This is a genomic window from Actinomadura sp. NPDC047616 (assembly GCF_040642915.1).
GTDB classification, from domain to species: Bacteria; Actinomycetota; Actinomycetes; order Streptosporangiales; family Streptosporangiaceae; genus Spirillospora; species Spirillospora miaoliensis.
This window is the reverse complement of the sequence record NZ_JBEYTB010000006.1, coordinates 129,062-147,827: the sequence shown is the minus strand read 5'-3', so window position 1 is coordinate 147,827 and position 18,766 is coordinate 129,062. Positions and strand designations below refer to the sequence as shown.

The 18,766-nt window shown below is 73.0% G+C and carries 19 protein-coding genes and 3 pseudogenes; 15 read left to right on the top strand and 7 right to left on the bottom strand.

Features of this window, described 5'->3' with window-relative positions:
• Positions 1 to 21 precede the first annotated feature (21 nt).
• The 6 genes from ABZ801_RS16420 (at position 22) to ABZ801_RS16395 (ending at position 6,239) form a co-directional block, all read left to right on the top strand.
• The gene (locus tag ABZ801_RS16420) at positions 22 to 1,338 is read left to right on the top strand and encodes a glucarate dehydratase family protein (protein WP_360698424.1); all 1,317 of its coding nucleotides are present in this window, start codon (positions 22 to 24) and stop codon (positions 1,336 to 1,338) included.
• 14 nt (positions 1,339 to 1,352) lie between these two features.
• Positions 1,353 to 2,405: a tripartite tricarboxylate transporter substrate binding protein gene (locus ABZ801_RS16415; protein ID WP_360698422.1), complete on the top strand. Its 1,053-nt coding sequence runs from the start codon at positions 1,353 to 1,355 to the stop codon at positions 2,403 to 2,405.
• Positions 2,402 to 2,953, top strand: coding sequence for a tripartite tricarboxylate transporter TctB family protein (locus ABZ801_RS16410; RefSeq protein ID WP_360698420.1), 552 nt, complete (start codon positions 2,402 to 2,404; stop codon positions 2,951 to 2,953). The genes ABZ801_RS16415 and ABZ801_RS16410 overlap by 4 nt, the downstream gene beginning before the upstream one ends.
• Before the next feature lie 12 nt (positions 2,954 to 2,965).
• The gene (locus ABZ801_RS16405) at positions 2,966 to 4,486 is read left to right on the top strand and encodes a tripartite tricarboxylate transporter permease (protein ID WP_344943422.1); all 1,521 of its coding nucleotides are present in this window, start codon (positions 2,966 to 2,968) and stop codon (positions 4,484 to 4,486) included.
• Between the two features lie 127 nt (positions 4,487 to 4,613).
• Positions 4,614 to 5,441 (top strand): SMP-30/gluconolactonase/LRE family protein, encoded by an 828-nt coding sequence (locus ABZ801_RS16400; RefSeq protein WP_360698418.1) that lies wholly within the window; start codon positions 4,614 to 4,616, stop codon positions 5,439 to 5,441.
• Positions 5,442 to 5,471: 30 nt separating this feature from the next.
• Positions 5,472 to 6,239, top strand: coding sequence for a hypothetical protein (locus tag ABZ801_RS16395; RefSeq protein WP_360698416.1), 768 nt, complete (start codon positions 5,472 to 5,474; stop codon positions 6,237 to 6,239).
• Between the two features lie 53 nt (positions 6,240 to 6,292).
• Here the strand turns inward: ABZ801_RS16395 and ABZ801_RS16390 are convergent, their stop codons facing one another.
• The gene (locus ABZ801_RS16390; protein ID WP_344943413.1) at positions 6,293 to 6,862 is read right to left on the bottom strand and encodes a WHG domain-containing protein; all 570 of its coding nucleotides are present in this window, start codon (positions 6,860 to 6,862) and stop codon (positions 6,293 to 6,295) included.
• A gap of 72 nt (positions 6,863 to 6,934) precedes the next feature.
• On the opposite strand from ABZ801_RS16390, the gene ABZ801_RS16385 reads away from it, so the two are divergent.
• Positions 6,935 to 7,432, top strand: coding sequence for an FBP domain-containing protein (locus ABZ801_RS16385; RefSeq protein WP_360698414.1), 498 nt, complete (start codon positions 6,935 to 6,937; stop codon positions 7,430 to 7,432).
• A 28-nt stretch (positions 7,433 to 7,460) separates the two neighbouring features.
• On the opposite strand, the gene ABZ801_RS16380 is transcribed toward ABZ801_RS16385, so the two are convergent.
• The 3 genes and pseudogenes from ABZ801_RS16380 to ABZ801_RS16370 all read right to left on the bottom strand — a co-directional run.
• A complete protein-coding gene (locus tag ABZ801_RS16380; RefSeq protein WP_360698905.1) occupies positions 7,461 to 7,619 on the bottom strand; it encodes a hypothetical protein in 159 nt (52 codons plus the stop codon).
• A gap of 28 nt (positions 7,620 to 7,647) precedes the next feature.
• Positions 7,648 to 7,755, bottom strand: a pseudogene (locus tag ABZ801_RS16375) (hypothetical protein); the annotation flags it as partial.
• 24 nt (positions 7,756 to 7,779) lie between these two features.
• Positions 7,780 to 8,008, bottom strand: a pseudogene (locus tag ABZ801_RS16370) (N,N-dimethylformamidase beta subunit family domain-containing protein); the annotation flags it as partial.
• A gap of 42 nt (positions 8,009 to 8,050) precedes the next feature.
• Here ABZ801_RS16370 and ABZ801_RS16365 point away from each other — a divergent pair.
• Complete coding sequence (locus tag ABZ801_RS16365; protein ID WP_360698412.1) at positions 8,051 to 8,764, top strand: hypothetical protein; 714 nt, start codon at positions 8,051 to 8,053, stop codon at positions 8,762 to 8,764.
• 105 nt (positions 8,765 to 8,869) lie between these two features.
• Here ABZ801_RS16365 and ABZ801_RS16360 read toward each other — a convergent pair whose 3' ends face one another.
• Positions 8,870 to 9,853, bottom strand: coding sequence for an aldo/keto reductase (locus ABZ801_RS16360; RefSeq protein ID WP_360698410.1), 984 nt, complete (start codon positions 9,851 to 9,853; stop codon positions 8,870 to 8,872).
• 108 nt (positions 9,854 to 9,961) lie between these two features.
• Here ABZ801_RS16360 and ABZ801_RS16355 point away from each other — a divergent pair, with 108 nt between their 5' ends.
• The gene (locus tag ABZ801_RS16355) at positions 9,962 to 10,786 is read left to right on the top strand and encodes a helix-turn-helix transcriptional regulator (RefSeq protein ID WP_360698408.1); all 825 of its coding nucleotides are present in this window, start codon (positions 9,962 to 9,964) and stop codon (positions 10,784 to 10,786) included.
• Between the two features lie 6 nt (positions 10,787 to 10,792).
• On the opposite strand, the gene ABZ801_RS16350 is transcribed toward ABZ801_RS16355, so the two are convergent.
• Positions 10,793 to 11,581 carry an FAD:protein FMN transferase gene (locus ABZ801_RS16350; RefSeq protein ID WP_360698406.1) on the bottom strand — a complete coding sequence of 263 codons (789 nt, stop codon included), beginning with the start codon at positions 11,579 to 11,581 and terminating at the stop codon, positions 10,793 to 10,795.
• A 238-nt stretch (positions 11,582 to 11,819) separates the two neighbouring features.
• Between ABZ801_RS16350 and ABZ801_RS16345 the strand changes: the two are divergent.
• A pseudogene (locus tag ABZ801_RS16345) lies at positions 11,820 to 12,273 on the top strand (tannase/feruloyl esterase family alpha/beta hydrolase).
• Between the two features lie 647 nt (positions 12,274 to 12,920).
• Here the strand turns inward: ABZ801_RS16345 and ABZ801_RS16340 are convergent.
• Positions 12,921 to 13,598 (bottom strand): helix-turn-helix domain-containing protein, encoded by a 678-nt coding sequence (locus ABZ801_RS16340; protein ID WP_360698404.1) that lies wholly within the window; start codon positions 13,596 to 13,598, stop codon positions 12,921 to 12,923.
• Positions 13,599 to 13,725: 127 nt separating this feature from the next.
• Here ABZ801_RS16340 and ABZ801_RS16335 point away from each other — a divergent pair, with 127 nt between their 5' ends.
• The 5 genes from ABZ801_RS16335 (at position 13,726) to ABZ801_RS16315 (ending at position 18,668) form a co-directional block, all read left to right on the top strand.
• Positions 13,726 to 14,232 carry a nuclear transport factor 2 family protein gene (locus ABZ801_RS16335; protein WP_360698402.1) on the top strand — a complete coding sequence of 169 codons (507 nt, stop codon included), beginning with the start codon at positions 13,726 to 13,728 and terminating at the stop codon, positions 14,230 to 14,232.
• Entirely contained in the window at positions 14,229 to 15,041 is an 813-nt protein-coding gene (locus ABZ801_RS16330) for a glucose 1-dehydrogenase (RefSeq protein ID WP_344943384.1), read from the top strand. The genes ABZ801_RS16335 and ABZ801_RS16330 overlap by 4 nt, the downstream gene beginning before the upstream one ends.
• Complete coding sequence (locus tag ABZ801_RS16325) at positions 15,034 to 15,834, top strand: SDR family oxidoreductase (protein WP_360698399.1); 801 nt, start codon at positions 15,034 to 15,036, stop codon at positions 15,832 to 15,834. The genes ABZ801_RS16330 and ABZ801_RS16325 overlap by 8 nt, the downstream gene beginning before the upstream one ends.
• The gene (locus ABZ801_RS16320) at positions 15,831 to 17,255 is read left to right on the top strand and encodes an FAD-dependent oxidoreductase (protein ID WP_360698397.1); all 1,425 of its coding nucleotides are present in this window, start codon (positions 15,831 to 15,833) and stop codon (positions 17,253 to 17,255) included. Before ABZ801_RS16325 ends, ABZ801_RS16320 begins: the two co-directional genes overlap by 4 nt.
• A gap of 81 nt (positions 17,256 to 17,336) precedes the next feature.
• The gene (locus ABZ801_RS16315) at positions 17,337 to 18,668 is read left to right on the top strand and encodes an MFS transporter (protein ID WP_360698395.1); all 1,332 of its coding nucleotides are present in this window, start codon (positions 17,337 to 17,339) and stop codon (positions 18,666 to 18,668) included.
• Positions 18,669 to 18,766 lie beyond the last annotated feature (98 nt).

The following is an 18,766-nucleotide window of genomic DNA, read 5'->3' as shown; positions in this document are numbered from 1 at the left end:
AAACCCGCGAAGGAGACCGCGATGTCCCGCCCGGTGCCGAAGATCGTCAGGGCGACGGTCACCCCGATCCTGATCTCCGATCCGCCCCTGCTGAACGTGCTCGGCGTGCACCAGCCGTACACCCCGCGGTGCGTCGTCGAGCTGGAGACCGACACCGGTGTCACCGGTGTCGGCGAGACCTACGGTGACACCGGCTATCTCGCCGCGGCCCGCTCCCTGGCCGCCGCCGTGACCGGTCGGCCGCTCACCGCCCTCAACGGCCTGCTCGACCTGGCCTACGAGGCGGCCGGGCTGACCGGCGACACCCCCGAGACGGGCGCGGAGTTCGACCCCGCCGGGCTGCGCGGCCGCCGCACCAACGAGAAGCTGATGCGCAGCGTCGTGTCGGCGTTCGAGGTGGCGAGCCTGGACGCGCTCGGCAAGACCGTCGGCCTGCCGGTGCACGCCCTGCTCGGCGGCAAGGTCCGCGACCGCGTCGACTACAGCGGCTACCTGTTCTACCGCTGGGCCGAGCACCCGGCGGCGGACGCCCCGGCCGCCGGCCTTCCGCGCGACGACTGGGGCGCCGCCCTCGACCCGGACGGCATCGTCCGCCAGGCGCGGCGCTTCGCCGACCGGTACGGGTTCCGCTCGTTCAAGCTCAAGGGCGGCGTGTTCGAGCCCGCCCAGGAGATCGAGGCGATCAGGGCGCTGGCCAAGGCGTTCCCCGGGCACCCGCTGCGCCTGGACCCCAACGGCGGCTGGTCGGTCGACACCAGTGTGCGCGTCGCCGAGGAACTGGGCGACCTGCTGGAGTACATGGAGGACCCCACGACCGGCGTCGACGGCATGGCCGCCGTCCACGCCCGCACCGGGGCGCTGATGGCGACGAACATGTGCGTCACCACGTTCGGCGAGATCCGCGAGGCGTTCGCCAGGAACGCCGTCCAGGTGGTGCTGTCCGACCACCACTACTGGGGCGGCCTGCACGCCACCCGCGAGCTGGCGGCCGTGTGCCGGGTCCACGACGTCGCCCTGTCCATGCACTCCAACACCCATCTCGGCATCAGCCTGGCCGCGATGACGCACGTCGCCGCCGTGGTGCCGAACCTCACCTACGCCTGCGACAGCCACCGCCCCTGGCAGACCGAGGACGTGATCACCGAGCCGCACGTCTTCACCGGCGGCGCGCTGACCGTCCCCGACGCCCCCGGCCTCGGCGTCGAGCTGGACCGCGACGCGCTGGCCGCGCTGCACGAGCGCTGGCTGCGGCTGCCGGAGTTCCGCGACCGCGACGACGTGGCCGCGATGCGCCGGGCCGACCCCTCGTGGTCCCAGCCACCCCTGCCCCGCTGGTGAACCAGGAATCGGAGATGAACATGTCGACGAGGAGACCACGCGGCCGCGTCGCGACCGCCCCGACCGTCCTCCCCCGCCGCCGCTTCCTCGCCGCCGGGGCCGCGCTGGCCCTGGCCGTGACCGCGCTGCCCGCCTGCTCGGTGGAGGGCGGCGGATCGTCCGGCGGCGACGGCGGGGACTACCCCAGCCGCGCGGTGGAGTTCACCGTGCCGACCGAGCCCGGCGGCAGCACCGACACGATCACGCGGGCGCTGGCCAAGAGCATCGAGAAGCCGCTCGGCGCGCAGGCCGTCGTGGTCAACAAGCCCGGCGCCAACGGCAAGATCGCCGGCAAGGACGTCTTCTCCGGCAAGCCCGACGGCTACCGGGTCGCGGTGATGCCGCAGTCGCTGTTCGCGATCGGCCCGCTGATGGTCAAGGACCCCGACGCGGTGAAGCTGGAGGACATGACCTTCGTCAAGGGCCTGACCGTCGAGGACTTCGTCCTGGTCGTGCCCAAGGACTCCAAGGCCAGGACCCTCAAGGACCTGGTGGAGTCGGGCGACGTCCGCTACGGCACCACGGGCGCCGGAACGGGCAGCCAGCTCGCGCAGGCCCTGCTGTTCGGCCTGGCCAAGGTGCGCGCCACCGCGGTGCCGTTCGACGGCGGCGCCCCGCTGGCGTCCGCGCTGCTGGGACGCAAGGTGGACGCCGGAGCGCTGCACCCCGCCGACGCCGTCAAGCACATCGAGGCGGGCAACCTGCGGCCGCTGGCGGTGTTCGGGAGCCGGCGCTCGCAGGCGCTGCCGGACGTGCCCACCGCCACCGAGTCCGGTTACAAGATCGTCGTCGACCAGCGCCGGTTCGTCGCCGCCCCCGCCGGGCTGCCCGCCGCCGTGCGCGACAAGCTGGCCGAGGCGATCGACAAGGCCGTGGCCTCCCCCGAGTACGGCCAGGTCCTGCAGCGCAACCACATCGGCCGCTGGGACGCGGGCGGCGACGAGGTCGGCAGGCAGCTCACCAAGAGCCGCGACGACTTCGCCGCGATGACCAAGACCCTCGGCATCGACCTCACGGGCCAGAGATGAGCACGCACGGCCGGCCGCCCGCCGGAGGCCCGGCCACCGCCCCGTCCTCGCCGAGCGCGCCGGACACGGCAGTGGACGGGGACGGGGCGGCGCCGGTGAGCGCGTCGTACGCGCGGCGGCAGAACATCGTCGCGGCACTGGTGCCGCTGGTGTTCGGGCTGGTCATGGCGGTGCTGTCCTGGCGCCTCGGGGTCGGCGACCTGGCCGACCCCGGCCCCGGGCTCTGGCCGCTGATCGTCAGCGTGGCCCTGGTGGTGCTCGCCGCGGCGCTGGTTCTGCGGTCGCGGCCGACCGGCGCGGAGGAGCGGTTCACCGGCGACGCGGCGCTGGTCGCCGCCGGCGCGGCCTCGCTCGCCGGCTACGCGCTGCTGTTCGAACGGGTCGGCTTCGAGATCCCCACCGTCGCGCTGCTGGTGCTGTGGCTGCGGGTGCTCGGACGCGAGTCGTGGCGGATCACCGTCGCCGTCTCGCTCGCCACCACCGCGGCCGCCTACCTGCTGTTCATCACGGCGCTCGGGGTGTCGCTGCCCCACCTGGTGCACATGTAGAGGACGCCCACCATGGACTACTTCTCCCCCGTGCTCGACGGCTTCGGGGTCGTCTTCCAGCCCGCGAACCTGCTCTACTGCCTGCTGGGCGTCACCCTCGGCATGGTCATCGGCGTGCTGCCCGGCCTGGGCCCGGCCGCCACGATCGCCGTGCTGCTGCCCGTCACCTACGGCATCGAGCCCACCGCGGCGATCATCATGCTGGCCGGGATCTTCTACGGCGCGCAGTACGGCGGGACGATCACCTCGGTGCTGCTGCGGCTGCCCGGCGAGGCGTCCAGCGTGGTCACCGCGATCGACGGCCACGAGATGGCCCGGCGCGGCCGCGCCGGGGCGGCGCTGGGCATCTCGGCGATCGGGTCCTTCGTCGGCGGGACGATCGCGATCGTCGCGCTGACCCTCGTCACGCCGCTGGTGGCCCGGTTCGCGGTGGACTTCGGCCCCGCCGAGTACACCATGCTGGCGCTGCTCGGCATCCTCATGGTGACGACCCTGGGCAGCGGGTCCGTGCCGCGCAGCCTGCTGATGGCCGCGCTGGGCCTGCTGCTGGCGACCGTCGGCCAGGACCCGCTGGTCGGCACCGCCCGCCTGACGTTCGGCAGCGACGGGCTGCTCGACGGCATCGACTTCGTGATCGTCGCCATGGGCCTGTTCGGGGTCGGCGAGCTGCTCTACAACCTGGAGTCGCTGCGCCGTCCGGGTCCGCCCGCCGCGAAGGTCGGGTCGGTGTACCCGTCGCGCGCGGACCTGCGCGCGTCCCGGGGCGCCATCTCCCGCGGCTCGGTCATCGGGTTCGTCCTGGGCATCCTGCCCGGCGGCGGGGCGACGATGTCGTCGATGGCGGCGTACGCGGTGGAGAAGAAGGCCGCCCGGCGCCCTGAGGAGTTCGGCAAGGGCGCCATCCAGGGCGTCGCCGGGCCGGAGACCGCCAACAACGCCGCCGCCACGTCCTCGTTCATCCCGCTGCTGTCGCTGGGCATCCCGGCGAACGCCACGATGGCCGTCATGTTCGGCGCGCTCATGCTGCAGGGCATCACGCCGGGACCGCTGCTGGTGGACGAACGACCCGACCTGGTGTGGGGCGTCGTCAACTCCATGTACGTCGGCAACCTGCTGCTGCTGGCGATGAGCCTGCCGCTCATCGGGATCTTCGTGCGGATCCTCCGGGTACGTGCGGCGATCCTGGCCCCGGTGACGGTCCTGATCACGATGCTGGGCGTCTACACCGTCCGCAACAACGTGTTCGACATGTTCCTGGTGACGGGCCTCGGCGTGCTGGGCTACCTGATGAAGAAGGTCGGCTTCGAACCCGGCCCCCTGGTGCTGGCGTTCGTCCTCGGCGGCATCCTGGAACCGGCCTTCCGCCGCGCGCTGCGCACCTTCGAGGGCGACCTCACCGGCTTCCTCACCGAACCCATCGCCGCCACCCTGCTCGGCGCGATCGTCGTCCTCATCCTGGCCCCACCGACCCTGCGCACCCTGACCCGCCGCCGCAAACCCGCCCCAGCCCCCAAAAACCCGGCCCTCACCTGACCACCCGTGAGCCCCCGGCGCCCTGCCCTCCGCGGCCGGACGTGTTCAACGAGATCCTCGACGACTTCCTGTGCACCCTGTGACGACGGGCCGATGAGTCCCGGCCGTGCGGGGAGTCTGCCTTCACATGACAGTGCTGATGGAAGGGATCGCGTTCGGCGAGTCACCGCGCTGGCACGACGGACGGCTGTGGTTCTCCGACTGGGGCGCCCACCAGGTCATCGCGCTCGACCCCGCAGGCGGCCACGAGGTCGTGGTGAGCGTCCCGTCGTTCCCGATGTGCATCGACTTCCTGCCCGACGGGCGCCTGCTGGTGGTGGACGCGGCGGAGCTGCGGCTGCTGCGCCGGGAGCCCGACGGCTCGATGGTCGCCCATGCCGACCTGTCCGCCATCTCCGACAAGCCGTGGAACGACATCGTGGTGGACCCGCGCGGCAACGCCTACGTCAACAACATCGGCTTCGACTTCCCCGCCGGTGCGCCCGCACCGGGCGTCGTCGCGCTCGTCACGCCGGAGGGGACCGCAAGGGTGGTCGCGGACGGCCTCGCGTTCCCCAACGGCATGGCGATCACGGCGGACGGAGCCACGCTGATCGTCGCCGAGTCCCACGGCAACCGGCTCACCGCCTTCGACATCGGCCAGGACGGCTCCCTGGGCGGCCGGCGGGTGTGGGCGGACGTCGCGGACGACCATCCCGACGGGATCTGCCTCGACGCCGAGGGCGCCGTCTGGTACGCCGACGTGGGCAACCGCCACTGCGTGCGGGTGCGGGAGGGCGGCGAGGTCCTCGGGACGGTCGAGCTGGATCGCGGTGCGTTCGCCTGCGCGCTCAGCCGTGGCGGCGACCCGCGGCTGTACGTCGTCGGCCAGCGGTTCGGTGAGGGCGAGGCCGCGGGACCGACGGGGCAGGTCGTCGTGTTCCCGGCCCCCGCCCCCGGCGCCGGCAGGCCGTAAGCCGTACCGGTTTCTGACATCCTTTGCCGTATGTCCCTGTCGCATCTGCCCGACTCGGCGCATCCGCGGGTGGCCGTCGACCCGGCCGTCCCCGCCGAGGACCGGCGGGCGCTGCGCGAGAACCAGGACCTGCTGACACCGGCCACGAGCCCCATGCCCGGCCGGTTGCACGTGCTGACCGGCGGTCCCGTCGTCCGTCTCGTCCGCAGGCTCCACGGCCGCTACATCGTGGCGGCCGACCTCGATCCGGACGCGAAGATCCTGCTGTGCAGGGCGCAGGAGGCGATCGACACGGTGCTGGAATCCGAGGTGAACAAGGCCGGGCTGCTCGACGGCATGGACAACGCGCTCACCCTTCCCGCCGAGGAGTGGGAGATCGCCCAGACGCTCATGACCCACTCCCGCATGCGGGAGGAACAGCGGCGGCTCCGCGCGTCCGATCTGACGCCGCTGGAGAAGTCCCGGTTCGCCCCGCAGCGCGACGCCCTGCGCCGTTCCGTGGCGGCGGTGACCGAGCGGATCGAGGCCCTGGAGGAGTACGCCGCGCGTACGGCGGCGGCCGACGCCGTCTACCGGAGACAGCGGCGCCGGACGCTGCCGCCGCCCGACAACAGCGCGGAGATCCTCGAACTGGAACGGCGCAACGAGGCCTACGAGGAACTCCACGCCCGCACCGTCGCGCACGAGCTGGCGGCCGAACGGATCGAGGAGCTGGCCGAGGACGCCTCGGAGATCGAGTCCGCCCTGCGCCAGGCCACCGACGCGGCCCGGCGCGTCGGTGACACGTCCACGTCCTGACCGTCCGCCGTGGGCGCCTCCGGGCCCGGCCGGTGCCGCGGTGCTCCTCGCCGTCAGGCCGGCGGCCAGTTGCGGAGCACGCTGTCGAGGGCGTCCAGGATCCTGGACCAGGAGGCCTCCACGTCCCGTGCGTGGTGCCGGAACCCGCCCGCGGTCTCCAGGCTCACATAGCCGTGGAACATGCCGCCCAGCATCCGCACCGCGTCGGTCTGGTCCGGCTCCGACAGCCCGTAGCCGCGCAGGATCGCCCGCGTCATCTGCGCGTGGCGTCCCGCCGCGCTCCTGGCCGCGGTCTCGGGGTCCAGCTTCATCTGCGCCGCGGCGTACCTGCCCGGATGCCGTTTGGCGTAGTCGCGGTACGCGCCGGCGAAGGCCACCAGCGCGTCCTTGCCCGCACGTCCCGCCAGCGCGGCGGCGACCAGGTCGGCGAGCTCGGCCAACGCCAGCAGTGCCACCTGTGTCCTCAGGTCGTGGGCGTTCTTGATGTGCGAGTAGAGGCTGGCCTCCTTGACGCCGAACCGGCGCGCCAGCGCCGCGACGGTCACGTTCTCGAAGCCGACCTCGTCGGCCAGGTCCGCCCCCGCGCGAGCCAGGCGCTCCACGGTCACCCCGGCACGAGCCATAGGCCCCATCCTGCCTTCCTATGGAATTAAATCGTTTGCCTAAGCCTATTAGGCAAACTAGCCTCGCCGCCCATGGAACCACTCACCGAACACGACATCCGCACGTCGTTCGTCAACTGCTCCAAGGGGGAGGCCAAGCGCCTGGGCCTGCCCAAGGACTTCGCCGACCTGCCCTGGGACGACCTTGACTTCCTGGGGTGGCGAGATCCGGGCGCACCCGAACGCGCCTACCTGGTCGCCCCGCGGAACGGCCGCCTCCTGGGGATCTCCCTGCGCGTGACCTCCAGCTCGTCGCGCGGGTTCACCTCGCGCAGCATGTGCTCGGTGTGCCTGACCACCCGTACCGCCGGCGGGGTGGCGCTGATGACGGCGCGCCGCACCGGCGACGCCGGCCGCCAGGGCAACTCGGTCGGGCAGTACCTGTGCGGCGACCTCGACTGCTCGCTCTATGTCCGCGGCAAGAAGGAGTCCGTCGCGGGCGGGGGGCTCAGCGAGTCGCTCACCCTGGACGAGAAGTTGGCACGCGTCCAGGCCAACCTGGACGCGTTCATCGAGAAGGTGGTCCGGTGATCACTCGCAACGGTCTTTCGCCGGGTGCTCATGGCGCGGCCTGGACGAAGGTCCTGTAGTTGGGCCGGGCCGGGTGCGCGAGGGCCAGCGGTCCGGCGGCCATCGCGCGGACGAGCGTCTCGGTGACCCGGGTGACGAACCGGCGCCCCTCCTCGGTGATCCCGTGTCCGCAGGCGGGGCCGCGCATGGCGCAGACCCAGCGCCGACACCGGATCGGCCGCGGCGTCCTTGTAGCAGACCACCATGCGGTCGGCGCCCAGCCGCGTCGGGGCGAACCGGATGTGCCGGTTGACGGCGTTGGCGCCGAGGAAGGCGATGTTGACGCCCCGGTCGCGGCCTGATCAGGTAGCTGCCCTCGGGCCATCCGGCGGTGGAGACGGTCAGCGACGGCCGCCACGGCGCCGTCACCGTCCGCGTGGTCGCGTCGACCTGGGCGGGCGCCTGCCGCACGCCCGGGTTGCGCCCGGACCGCCACACCATGCGCGCCTGCGCACCGCCGTACCAGCCCATCCGGAACGCCTCGGCGGTGAAGCCGAGCGTGGTGGTGGAGACGAACAGCCGGAATGCCCCCGCCACGACTTGGCGCGGTGTCCGCTCGGGGGCGGATCATGGGACGGGATGGATGAGCGAGCGGTTGAGGGTCTGTACGCGGCCTTCGAGGACGTGCCGCGGCCGAGGGTCGTGGCGGGGTGTCCGTGTTGCGTCGAGCCGGACGAGGACGGAGCGCTGCTCGCACGGCCGTTGCGGGAGCTCGGCGTCGACGATCTGGGCAGGTACGCCGCCAAGGCGATGACCACCTGGGGGACGGACGAGGATTTCCGCTACTTCGCGCCCCGTCTGCTCGAACTGGCCGCCGACGACGCCTTCGGCTGGCCCAGCGTGGAGATCGTCTTCGGCAAGCTCGGCATGGTCCCGTGGCCGCAGTGGCCGCAGCGTGAGGCCCTCGAACGTTTCCTGGCCGCGTTCTGGTCGCGGACGTTGACGCGCCATCCGGCCCATCCGGACGCCGGTACGGCGTTGTGCGCGCTGTCCCTGGCCGTCTGCGACGTCACCCCCTACCTGGACGAGTGGGAGCGGCTCGACACCGGCGCGGCCATCCGGCATCTGCGCGACTTCGCCACCGAGGGACTGATCCGGCGGCGCGGCAAGTGGGTGCGGTTGCGCAACGCGCACTGGGACACCGGCGGCCGGCCGCATCGCCAGGCCATCGCGTGGTTCACCGAAGGCCCGGCACTGCGCGCCGTGCACGCGGCCTTCGAGCGGACCGACGACGAGCCGACGCTCGAACTGCTCCTGGAGATCGAGCAGTCGCTGTCGACGCCGGGCGGCTGAACGGCGCGGGCCGCGGTGGACCAGGGGCCCGCCCGCGGAGCGCGGACGGGCCCCGATCGCGAACGGCACGGCGTCCGGTGCCACCACGGCCGCGCCCCGCGAGCGTCAGCGGTCGATGTTGGCCATGTAGGTCTCGTCCGCCTGCGCTCCCGCGACGGCGCCCCGAGGCACGAGGATCTCCAGACGCTCGAACACCGCGTCGGGCAGGTCCAGATCGGCGGCGGCCGCGTTGGCCCGCACGTTGGCGACGCGGCGCGTGCCCGGGATCGGGAAGGCACCCCGGCGCAGCAGCCAGGCCAGCGCGAGCTGGGCGGACGTCACGCCGTACTGGTCGGCCAGGGTCGCGACCGCGTCGGCGAGGGACACGTTGCGGCCGAGGTTGCCGCCCTGGAAACGCGGATTGCCGCGCCGCCAGTCGGCGCCGCCGAAGTCGGCGGCCGAGCGGACCGCGCCGCCGATCAGCCCGCGCCCCAGCGGGCTGTAGGCGACGAAGCCGACGCCCAGCTCGGCGCAGACCGCCAGGATCTCGTCCTCCGGATCCCGGCTGAACAGCGAGTACTCGGTCTGCACGGCGGTGATCGGGTGCACCGCGTGCGCGCGGCGCAGCGTGCGCGCCGACACCTCCGACAGGCCGATGTGCCCGATCTTCCCGGCCGCGACCTGCTCGGCCAGCGCGCCCACGGTGTCCTCGATCGGCGTCGTGGGGTCCAGCCGGTGCAGGTAGTACAGGTCGACGTGGTCGGTGCCGAGCCGGGTCAGGCTCGCCTCCAGGGCCGTGCGGACGTGGCCGGGACGGCCCAGGCCGCGCACCAGGACGCCCCGCTCGTCCTGGTTCCCGCCGAACTTGGTGGCGAGCACGATCTCGTCACGGCGGCCGGCGAGCACCCGTCCGATGAGGCGCTCGCTGTGCCCGTCGCCGTAGATGTCGGCGGTGTCGATGAACGTGACGCCCGCGTCCACGGCGGCGGCCAGCGTCGCGGCGGCCTGGTCCTCGGTCACGTCCGCGTAGATGCCCGGGGCCAGCGTCATGGCCCCGAAGCCGATGACCGACACCTTCGGGCCTCGTTCTCCCAGGGTGCGATAGCGCACGCCGGATTCACCTCTCTCTGCGTCGTCCGGTGTCTCCAGCCTCGCCGCCGCGCGTCCGGCCGGCCAGTGTCCACCGGAGACCAGTACCGGCAGGACTAGCCTGGACGGATGCCGACGCGTGAGATGGCCGAGTTCCTGCGCTCGCGGCGTGACCGGATCCGCCCGGAGACCGTGGGCCTGCCCGCCGGCGGCCGCAGGAGGGCGCCCGGACTGCGCCGCGCCGAGGTCGCCCAGCTGGCGGGCATCAGCCCGGACTACTACATGCGCCTGGAACAGGGCCGGTCGGTGCGTCCCTCGCCGTCGGTGCTGGACGCGCTGGCGCGGGCGCTGCTGCTGAATCCCGACGAACGCGACCACCTCTACCGGCTGGCGAGGTCCGAGCCCGCCCCGCTGCGCCGGCACGAGGACGAACGGGTCGACCCGGGCGTCCTGCGGCTGCTGGAGCGGCTCGACCGCGTCCCGGCGTACGTGCTCAACGGACGTCTCGACGTGCTGGCCTGGAACGCCATGTCCGCCGCGCTGGTCACCGACTTCGCGGCGATGCCCCGGCGCAACCTGATCTGGTTCGCGTTCTGCGACCCGCGGGCCCGCTCGTTCTACGTCGAGTGGGAGCTGATGGCGCGGCACGGCATCGCCCAGTTGCGCGCCGCGACGGGCCTGGACCCCGGCAACGCCGCCACCCGCGCCCTCGTCGAGGAGCTGACCGAGCGCAGCCCTGAGTTCCGCCGCTGGTGGGACCGGCAGGACGTGAAGGGACCGAGCATCGGACGCAAGGAGTTCCAGCATCCGCAGCTCGGACGGCTGTCCCTGGACTACGTCGGCATGCTGCTGCCGGGCACCGTCGACCAGCAACTCGTCACCTACACCGCCGCGGCGGGCAGCCCGTCCGAGGCCGCGCTGGACGAGCTGGCCGAGCGGGTCGCGACGCGCTGAGGCCCGTCAGCCGGCGACCTTGACGTCGGTGTGCTCGGCGGGCCAGCCCGCCACGGGCAGCACCCAGCGGTCGGCGTGCACCAGGCGGGCGGGCAGGCCGACCGCGGTCAGCCAGCGGGCGGCGTCCACGCCGCGGGCGAGCGCGGCGGCTGCGGCGGCGTTCGCGTCCACGCAGGTGGCGGCGGCGACGGACACGGTGCGCCACGGGCGGCGCCGCGCGGGCCCGCCGATGTGCGCGACGGTGACGCCGTTCGGCAGGGTCCGGGTGGGCGTCGCCGGCGGACCGCAGGTCGACAGCCCGCCGCCGACGACGGTGACGTCCTGCCCCGGCGACGCGGCGCCCGGCCGGTCGGGCACCCGAACCTGCCAGCCGCCGTCCGGGGCGGGCCCCGCCATGGCGATGTCGTCCCCGAGGGCGACCAGCACTCCCGCGCCGGTCGCGGCGGCGGCCCGGGCGGCGCGGTCGGCGGCGAACGCCCTGGCGACACCGTCCAGGTCCAGCGTGACGCCGCCGGGCATCCGGACCGTGTGAGCCTGCCGGTCGACGCGGACGGCACGCCAGCCGCCCGTGCGGGTCGGGTCCACCAGGCCGCCGGTCAGCTCGGCCACGCGCCGCGCCGCCAGCAGGATCTCCAGGAACATCGACGTGACGTGCACCGTCCTGCCGCGCGCGTCGTTCACCCTGGCCAGCTCGGAGCCGGGCCGGTGGGGGCCGCACGCGGCGTCGACCGCGTCCAGCACCCGCAGCGCCGCCTCCCGCGCGGGCACCAGCAGGCTCGGCTCACCGACGACCAACGTGACCGATCCGTCCCCGTCACTCCATTTCCGCGGCATAACGCCCCCTTTTTGTCGTCCCCCGGTCGCCATCCTCATACAGGATCGCCACCGGTCATGAAAGGGCGCTTAATGCCGGCCTCAGCCGACCTGAGAAAACCGACCGCGACATCTCCCCCGCCGAAACGCGGCAACGCCGCGGCCGCCACACGACTGGCGGACGTCGAGCACCGACGAACTGATCAACGTCTTCGGCCCCATGTTCCGGAGCCGGCTGGACATCCTGTCCGGCTCGGATCCGGTGCTGCTGCCGTTCGCGAACCGGGGCGGCAAGCTGCTGATGTGGCACGGGCTCGCCGACGGGGCGTTCCCCGCCGACCAGTCCGTGCACTACTACAAGGAGGTCGAACAGGTCCGGCGAGCGGACGGCCGACTTCTTCCGGCTGTTCCTGGCGCCGGGTGTCGACCACTGCGGCGGAGGCACCGGCCCGGGGCCCACGGACCCGTTCGGCGCCCTGGTCGCGTGGGTCGAGCGCGGCATCGCGCCGCGGACGCTGCCCGCCGCGCGCACCGACGGCGCCGGTGCGGTGGTCCGCGAGCGGGCACTGTGCCCGTACCCGCAGGTGCAGGTCTACCAGGGCGGCGATCCGGACCGTCCGCAGAGCTTCCGCTGCGGCGACTCATTCCCCAAGGCCCCAGGTCAAGGCACGTGACCGGCAGTATGGCCTGCACGGCTCCCATGCGGCCGACCACCGCCGTGACCGTCAAGGAACCCGCGCGGTGTCAGCCGTACCCGCACCGGCGGTCGCGAGCACGAACGCACATTGCCTCTCGCGCTCTCCGCGGCTTTGCCCGTCCTCATCGGCAGCACTTATCACGGGCAAAGAGCCGACGAAGAAGCATACGCGCGGACAACCGGCGGCGGCATACACGGCGCCGCCGGTGCCGCCGGTCGACCGGAATTCGCACTGGGTGACGACATTCACGCTGACGCACTTATCTAGCCGTAAGATGAATCAGGTCTTCTGCACTGCAACGTGCCTTTCGATGCTGATTCACGGCGCGCCACGCCGGATGGATTACGGTTCATCCGGCCTAGCGGCGCCCCCGGTGCGGGCGCCACGGAGCCGGAAGCCGACCGCAACGCGCAAGATCGACAAGACCCGGCTCTGCTAGGCGCGGATGGCCGACGCACCTATCGCGACCTGCATCTCCGTTCCTGATCAGCGGTTCAGTTCATGCACGCCGCCCGACAAGATCATCGCCGACAGCGTGCCTGGAGACATCCCCTGGCTCCTGCGGGTCCGCCTCCTGAGCACGGCCGCTTCCCGCCTCCAAGACGGGACGGGAGTGGGGCCGGTCAGTGTAGGAGGGTGCCCAGGCGGGTGGCGGTGTCGACTACCAGGCGGCCCACGGCGTCCTCGTCGGGGGCCTCGAACAGGGACAGGCCGATGCTGGTCTGCGGGTTGGCGCCGGGGACGACGGCGGAGATCCCGATGATGGACGCGGCGATCTCGCCGTAGGAGACGGCGAAGCCGCGGCGGCGGGCCAGGGCGACCTCCTCGCGTTCGCCGGGGACGGGCGGACGCGCGGCCAGGATCGCCAGCCCGGCCGAGCCGCGGTCGATCGGGTCGACCTGGCCGGGCCGGAACGCGACGTGCATCCGGGCACGGCGCGGTTCCACGATCATCAGCATCCGCACCCGGTCGTCGCTCTCCCGCACGACCAGGTGGGCGGTCGCGCCGGTGGCGTCGGTCAGCTCCTCCAGCACGGGGCGGGCGAGGGTGCGCAGGTCCTGCTCGACCGGCTCGGCCAGGCGGACCAGGCCGGCGCCGAGCGAGATGCGCTTGAACCGGTCGCGGCGGCACAGGTGGTGGGCCTCCAGGGTCCGGACGAGCCGGTGCGCCACGGTGCGGTGGACGCCGACGGCCTCGGCGATCTCGGTGAGGGTCAGCCCGCGGGGATGGTCGGCGAGCAGTTCCAGGATCTGCAGCCCGTTGTGCAGCGTCTTGGACATCCCGGAATCGACCGCTGACATGGCACTCCTCTTGACGGCTGTGAAGGGGGTCACTTACCGTGTCCGCACATCGCACAACGCGTGCGATAATCGCACACATTACCGGACGGGGCGCCGCGACACCAGGGGCGGCCGGGAGGGTCAGGGTATGTCGCCGGATGACATCGCCACCGACACGCTGCTGGGCATCCAGCGGCTGTACGGGGCGCAGAGCCATCTGATCGACGAGGGCAGGGCGGCGGAGTGGGCGGCGACGTTCACCGCCGACGGCGAGTTCCGCTCGCCGTCCTATCCGGAGCCGGCGGCCGGCGCGCGGGAGCTGACGGCCTTCGCCGAACGCTTCCACGCCTCCGCCCGCGCCGCGGGACTGGTGACCCGCCATGTCCTCACGAACCTGTGGGTCGAGTCGGCCGACGACCACCGCGCCAGGGTCCGCGCCTACCTGCAGATCGTCAGCACCCCGGCGGGCGGCCCGTCCCGGCTGGAGCGGATGACCGTCGTCACCGACGACCTGGTGCGGCACGGCGGCCGATGGCTGGTCCGGCGCCGCACCGTCCACCGCGACGATGCCCCTAGCGAAGACGCGGGCGGCGCACCGCGCGGTGGTCCCGGCCGGCGACAGCACGACGAGCACGAGCACGAGGAGAACGCATGACCGAGCCGGTAGGCCGGGTCCAGACCGCCCCGATGACCGCGCGGTACCCCGAGTTCCCGGGCAAGGTGGCCGTGATCACCGGCGCCGCCCGCGGGATGGGGGCGCGGTTCGCCGCCGGGCTCGCGGCGCGCGGGGTGCACGTCGTCGGCGCCGACATCGACGAGGCGGCGATGGCGGCGACCGCCGAGCTGATCGGCAAGGAGATCGCCGGGGAGCCGGAGCCCGGCCGGGTCGTCGCCGCGCGGATCGACGTGACCAGGCCCGAGGACCACGAGACCGTGGCCCGGCTGGCCGTGGAACGTTTCGGCCGCCTGGACTTCTGGGTCAACAACGCGGGCGTCTTCCCGTACGCGGTGGCCGAGGAGATCCCGTCCGAGCAGATCGGCGCGACGCTGTCGGTCAACGTCGAGGGCGTCCTGTACGGCGCGCAGGCCGCGGCGCGGCACATGTCCCCCGGCGGCGCGATCGTCAACATGTCGTCGGTGTCGGCGGTGCGGGTGCGGCGGGGCCGCGCCGCGTACTGCGCGTCCAAGGCGGCGGTGGCGCACCTGACCGAGTCCCTGGCCGTGGAGTTCGGCGACAAGGGCATCCGTGTCAACGCGATCGCGCCGGGCTACATCGACACCGACATGACCCGCTGGGTGAAGGAGGACCCGGCCGCGCTGCGGCACGCGCTGGACTCGGTGCCGCTGCACCGGCTGGGCTCCCCCGAGGAGGTCGTCGGGCCGCTGCTGTTCCTGCTGTCCGACAGCGCCCGCTACGTGACCGGCCACAGCCTCGCGGTGGACGGCGGCTCCCGCCATGTCTGACGCGGCGTCCACCGAGACCGTGCGCTACCCGGCGGTCGTGCTGGTCACCGGCGCGGCGGGCGGCATGGGCGCCGGGCACGCCCGGGCGCTGGCGGCGCGGGGCGTGCACGTGTGCGTCGCCGACGTGGCCGACACCGCTCCGGTCGTCGCGCGGATCCGCGCGGAGGGCGGTTCGGCGAGCGGCCACACGCTGGACGTCTCCGACCCCGGCGCGTGGGCGCGGGTCGTGGCGGAGATCCGCGACGCGCGCGGCGAGCTGGGCGGCCTGGTCAACAACGCCGGGATCTCACGGCGGCTGGAGTTCCTCGACACCTCCGACGAGGTGTGGGAGCGGGTCATGCGGGTCAACCTGTTCGGCCCGTTCTACGGGATGAAGGCCGTGGCGGGGCTGATGCGCGACTCGGGCGGGGGCTCGATCGTCAACATCTCGTCCATCGCCGGGCAGATCGGCTACTTCTCACCCGCGTACTCCTCCAGCAAATGGGGCCTGACCGGGCTGTCGAAGTCGGCGGCCGGAGCCTTCGCCACGTGGGGCATCCGCGTGAACTCCGTCCACCCGGGGCTGGTCGACACGCCGCTGCTGGACGGCGCGGACGCGTTCGTCGCCTCCGCCGTCGCCAGCGTCCCCGCGGGGCGGACGGCCCGTCCCGAGGAGGTCACCGACGTCGTGCTGCACCTGCTGTCGGACCGTTCCACCTACCTGACCGGCAGCGAGGTCACGGTGGACGGCGGCCTGACGTCCAACGGCCTCTACCACCGCATCGTCGCCGAGTCGGGAGGTGCCCGGGCATGAACTGGGATGTGATCGTCATCGGGGGCGGCGGCGCGGGGCTCGCCGCGGCGGCCTCGGCCGCCGAGAGCGGCGCGTCGGTGCTGCTGCTGGAGTCCGAGCTGGAACTCGGCGGCTCCACGCAGCTGTCGGCCGGGATGTTCACCGCCGCGGGGACCAGCGTGCAGGCCGCGCTCGGCGTCGACGACTCGCCCGAGCGCTTCTTCCAGCACTACATGGACCTCAACCAGTGGATGCTGAAGCCGGGGCTGGTCAGGGCGTTCTGCGAGCAGGCCGGGCCGACGCTGGAATGGCTGCTCGGGCTGGGCGTGGAGATCCCGGCCGTCGTGTCGCACAACGCGCACATGCCGGGGCTGTGCCAGGCCGGGGTCGAGGACGTCTGGCGCGGGCACGTCCCCAAGGACCAGGGGCTCGGGCTCGTCCAGGTGCTGGCCAGGGCGTGCCGGACGGGCGGCGTCGAGATCGTTCTCGGCACGCGCGTGGACCGGCTGCTGCACGAGGACGGCCGGGTCGTCGGAGCGGTGGCCGACGACGTGGAGGTGCGGGCGGGCGCGGTGGTGGTGGCCAGCGGCGGTTTCGCGCGCGACCCCGAGCTGCTGGACCGCTACTACCCGTCCGCCGGACGCGCCGGCGACGCGCTGTTCGTGGTGGCGGCGCCCGGCAGCCGCGGCGACCACCTGCGGTTCGGCGAGCAGGTCGGCGCGGCGGTGACCGGCCACGAGTGGGGGCTGATGCTGCCGACCGCCTACTTCCAGCGGCTGCACCACTGGCAGTCCGGCTTCCCGCCGCGCTCGCGGGTGTACGTCAACGGGCACGGCCGCCGGTTCATGGACGAGGACGCCTCCTACGCCGTCTCGGGCGGGATCATCGAGGCCCAGGACGGCCCGGTGTGGGCGATCTTCGACGAGCGGGCCCGGCGCGGCCTGCCGCCCGGGTACGCGCACTGGACGCCGGAGCACGTGCTGGCCGAGGCGGAGGCGGACCGCACCGCGCGCGCCGCCACCCTGCCGGAGCTGGCCGAGACGATCGGCGTCCCGGCCGACGCCCTGGTCGCGACCGTCGAGCGGTGGAACGCCCAGCTCCCCCACGGCCGCGACGACGACTTCCTGCGGCACCGCACGCTGGCGGCCAAGGGCGCCGACGGCCCGCTCGACCCGATCGGCGAGCCGCCGTTCTACGCCGTCCGCACGCTGCCCGCCGAGCTGGTGTGCACCCACGCGGGCCTGGAGATCAACGCGTCCGCCCAGGTCCTGGACGCCCGCGGCGACGTCGTCCCCGGCCTGTACGCGGCGGGCGAGGCGGGCGCGGGCGTGCTGGGACCGCGCTACGTCGGCGGTGGCAACGCCGTCGCCAACGCGCTGACGATGGGCCGCATCGCGGGCCTCGACGCCGCCCGGACCGCCGGAGCGTCCGCCGCCGCGTAGCACCGCTCCCCGCTTCCACCGCCGCCCGCCCGGGCGGATCCGACACGGGCTCCCACCCCGAGAGTTCGAGGAGAACGAACCATGGCCCATCCGACCACCGCCCCCGCCGACGCCGACATCGGCGCGCGCACCGTCCGCCGGGTGTCGGCGCGCATCCTGCCGATCGTCGGGCTGCTGTACGTGTTCAACTACATGGACCGTGCCAACATCAGCTACGCCCAGCTCGGCATGGAGCACGAGCTGGCCATCACGGCGGCCGTCTTCGGCACCGCGGCGGCGATCTTCTTCCTGGCGTACGTGGTGTTCGAGATCCCCAGCAACATGATCATGAAGCGGGTCGGCGCCCGGCTGTGGCTGGCCCGCATCGCGATCAGCTGGGGCCTGGTCACCGTCGTGACCGGGTTCGTGCACGACGTCACCCAGCTCTACATCGCCAGGATCCTGCTGGGCGTCGCCGAGGCGGGACTGTTCCCGGGCCTGCTGCTCTACATGACGCTGTGGTTCCGCTCCGGGGAGCGGGGCCGGGCGATCGCCGCGCTCGCCCTGGCCCAGCCGATCGCGATGATCCTCGGCAGCCTCACCGGCGGCCTGATCCTGGACCACGTCCACTGGTTCGACATGAGCAGCTGGCGCTGGGTGTTCATCCTGCAGGGCCTGCCCGCGGTGGTCCTGGGCGTGATCGTGCTGTTCTACCTGCCGGACGTGCCGTCCCGCGCCCGCTTCCTCAGCCCCGCCGAGAAGAAGTGGCTGGACGACGAGATCGCCAAGGAGTACGTCCCCGAGGGCAAGACCGGGCCGCTGGAGGAGCTGCGCGTCGTCCGCGACCCGAAGGTGCTCTACCTGGCGGTGGCCAACTTCTTCGCCGCCTGCGGGCTGTACGGGTTCACCTTCTTCCTGCCGCAGATCGTCAAGCAGATGGACCCGTCGTACTCGGCGACCAACATCGGCTTCCTCGGCGCGATCCCGTTCCTGGTCGGCGCCGTCGGCATGCTGCTGGTGGCGCGCAACTCCGACCGGACGGGGGAACGGCGCGGGCACGTCATCGCGCTGATGCTGCTGGCCGCGCTGGGCCTGTTCGGGACGATCCAGTTCCGGCACTCCCCGGTGCTCGCCCTGACCTGCCTGTCGATGGTCGCGATCGGGGTGCTCGGCTACATGGCGCCGTACTGGGCGATGGCGGCCCGGCTGCTGTCCCGCGAGCACACCGCGGTCGGGCTCGCGGCCATCAACTCCATCGCGGCGCTCGGCGGGTTCTTCGGCCCGTACGTGATCGGCAAGAACGCCACCACGGACAACGTCACGATCGGCCTCTACTTCCCGATCGCCTGCCTGCTGATCTGCGCCGTCATGCTGACGTTCCTGCGCGTCCCCCGAACGGCCTCCGGGGGCCGGCCGGTGAACGAGCGAACGTGACCGCCGCCCCGCCCCGGCCCCGCAGCCCATAACCGCACCCATCCAGCGACAGGGCGTCGTCGCCCGCACCGACCAGGCGCGAGCGACGACGCCCTCCG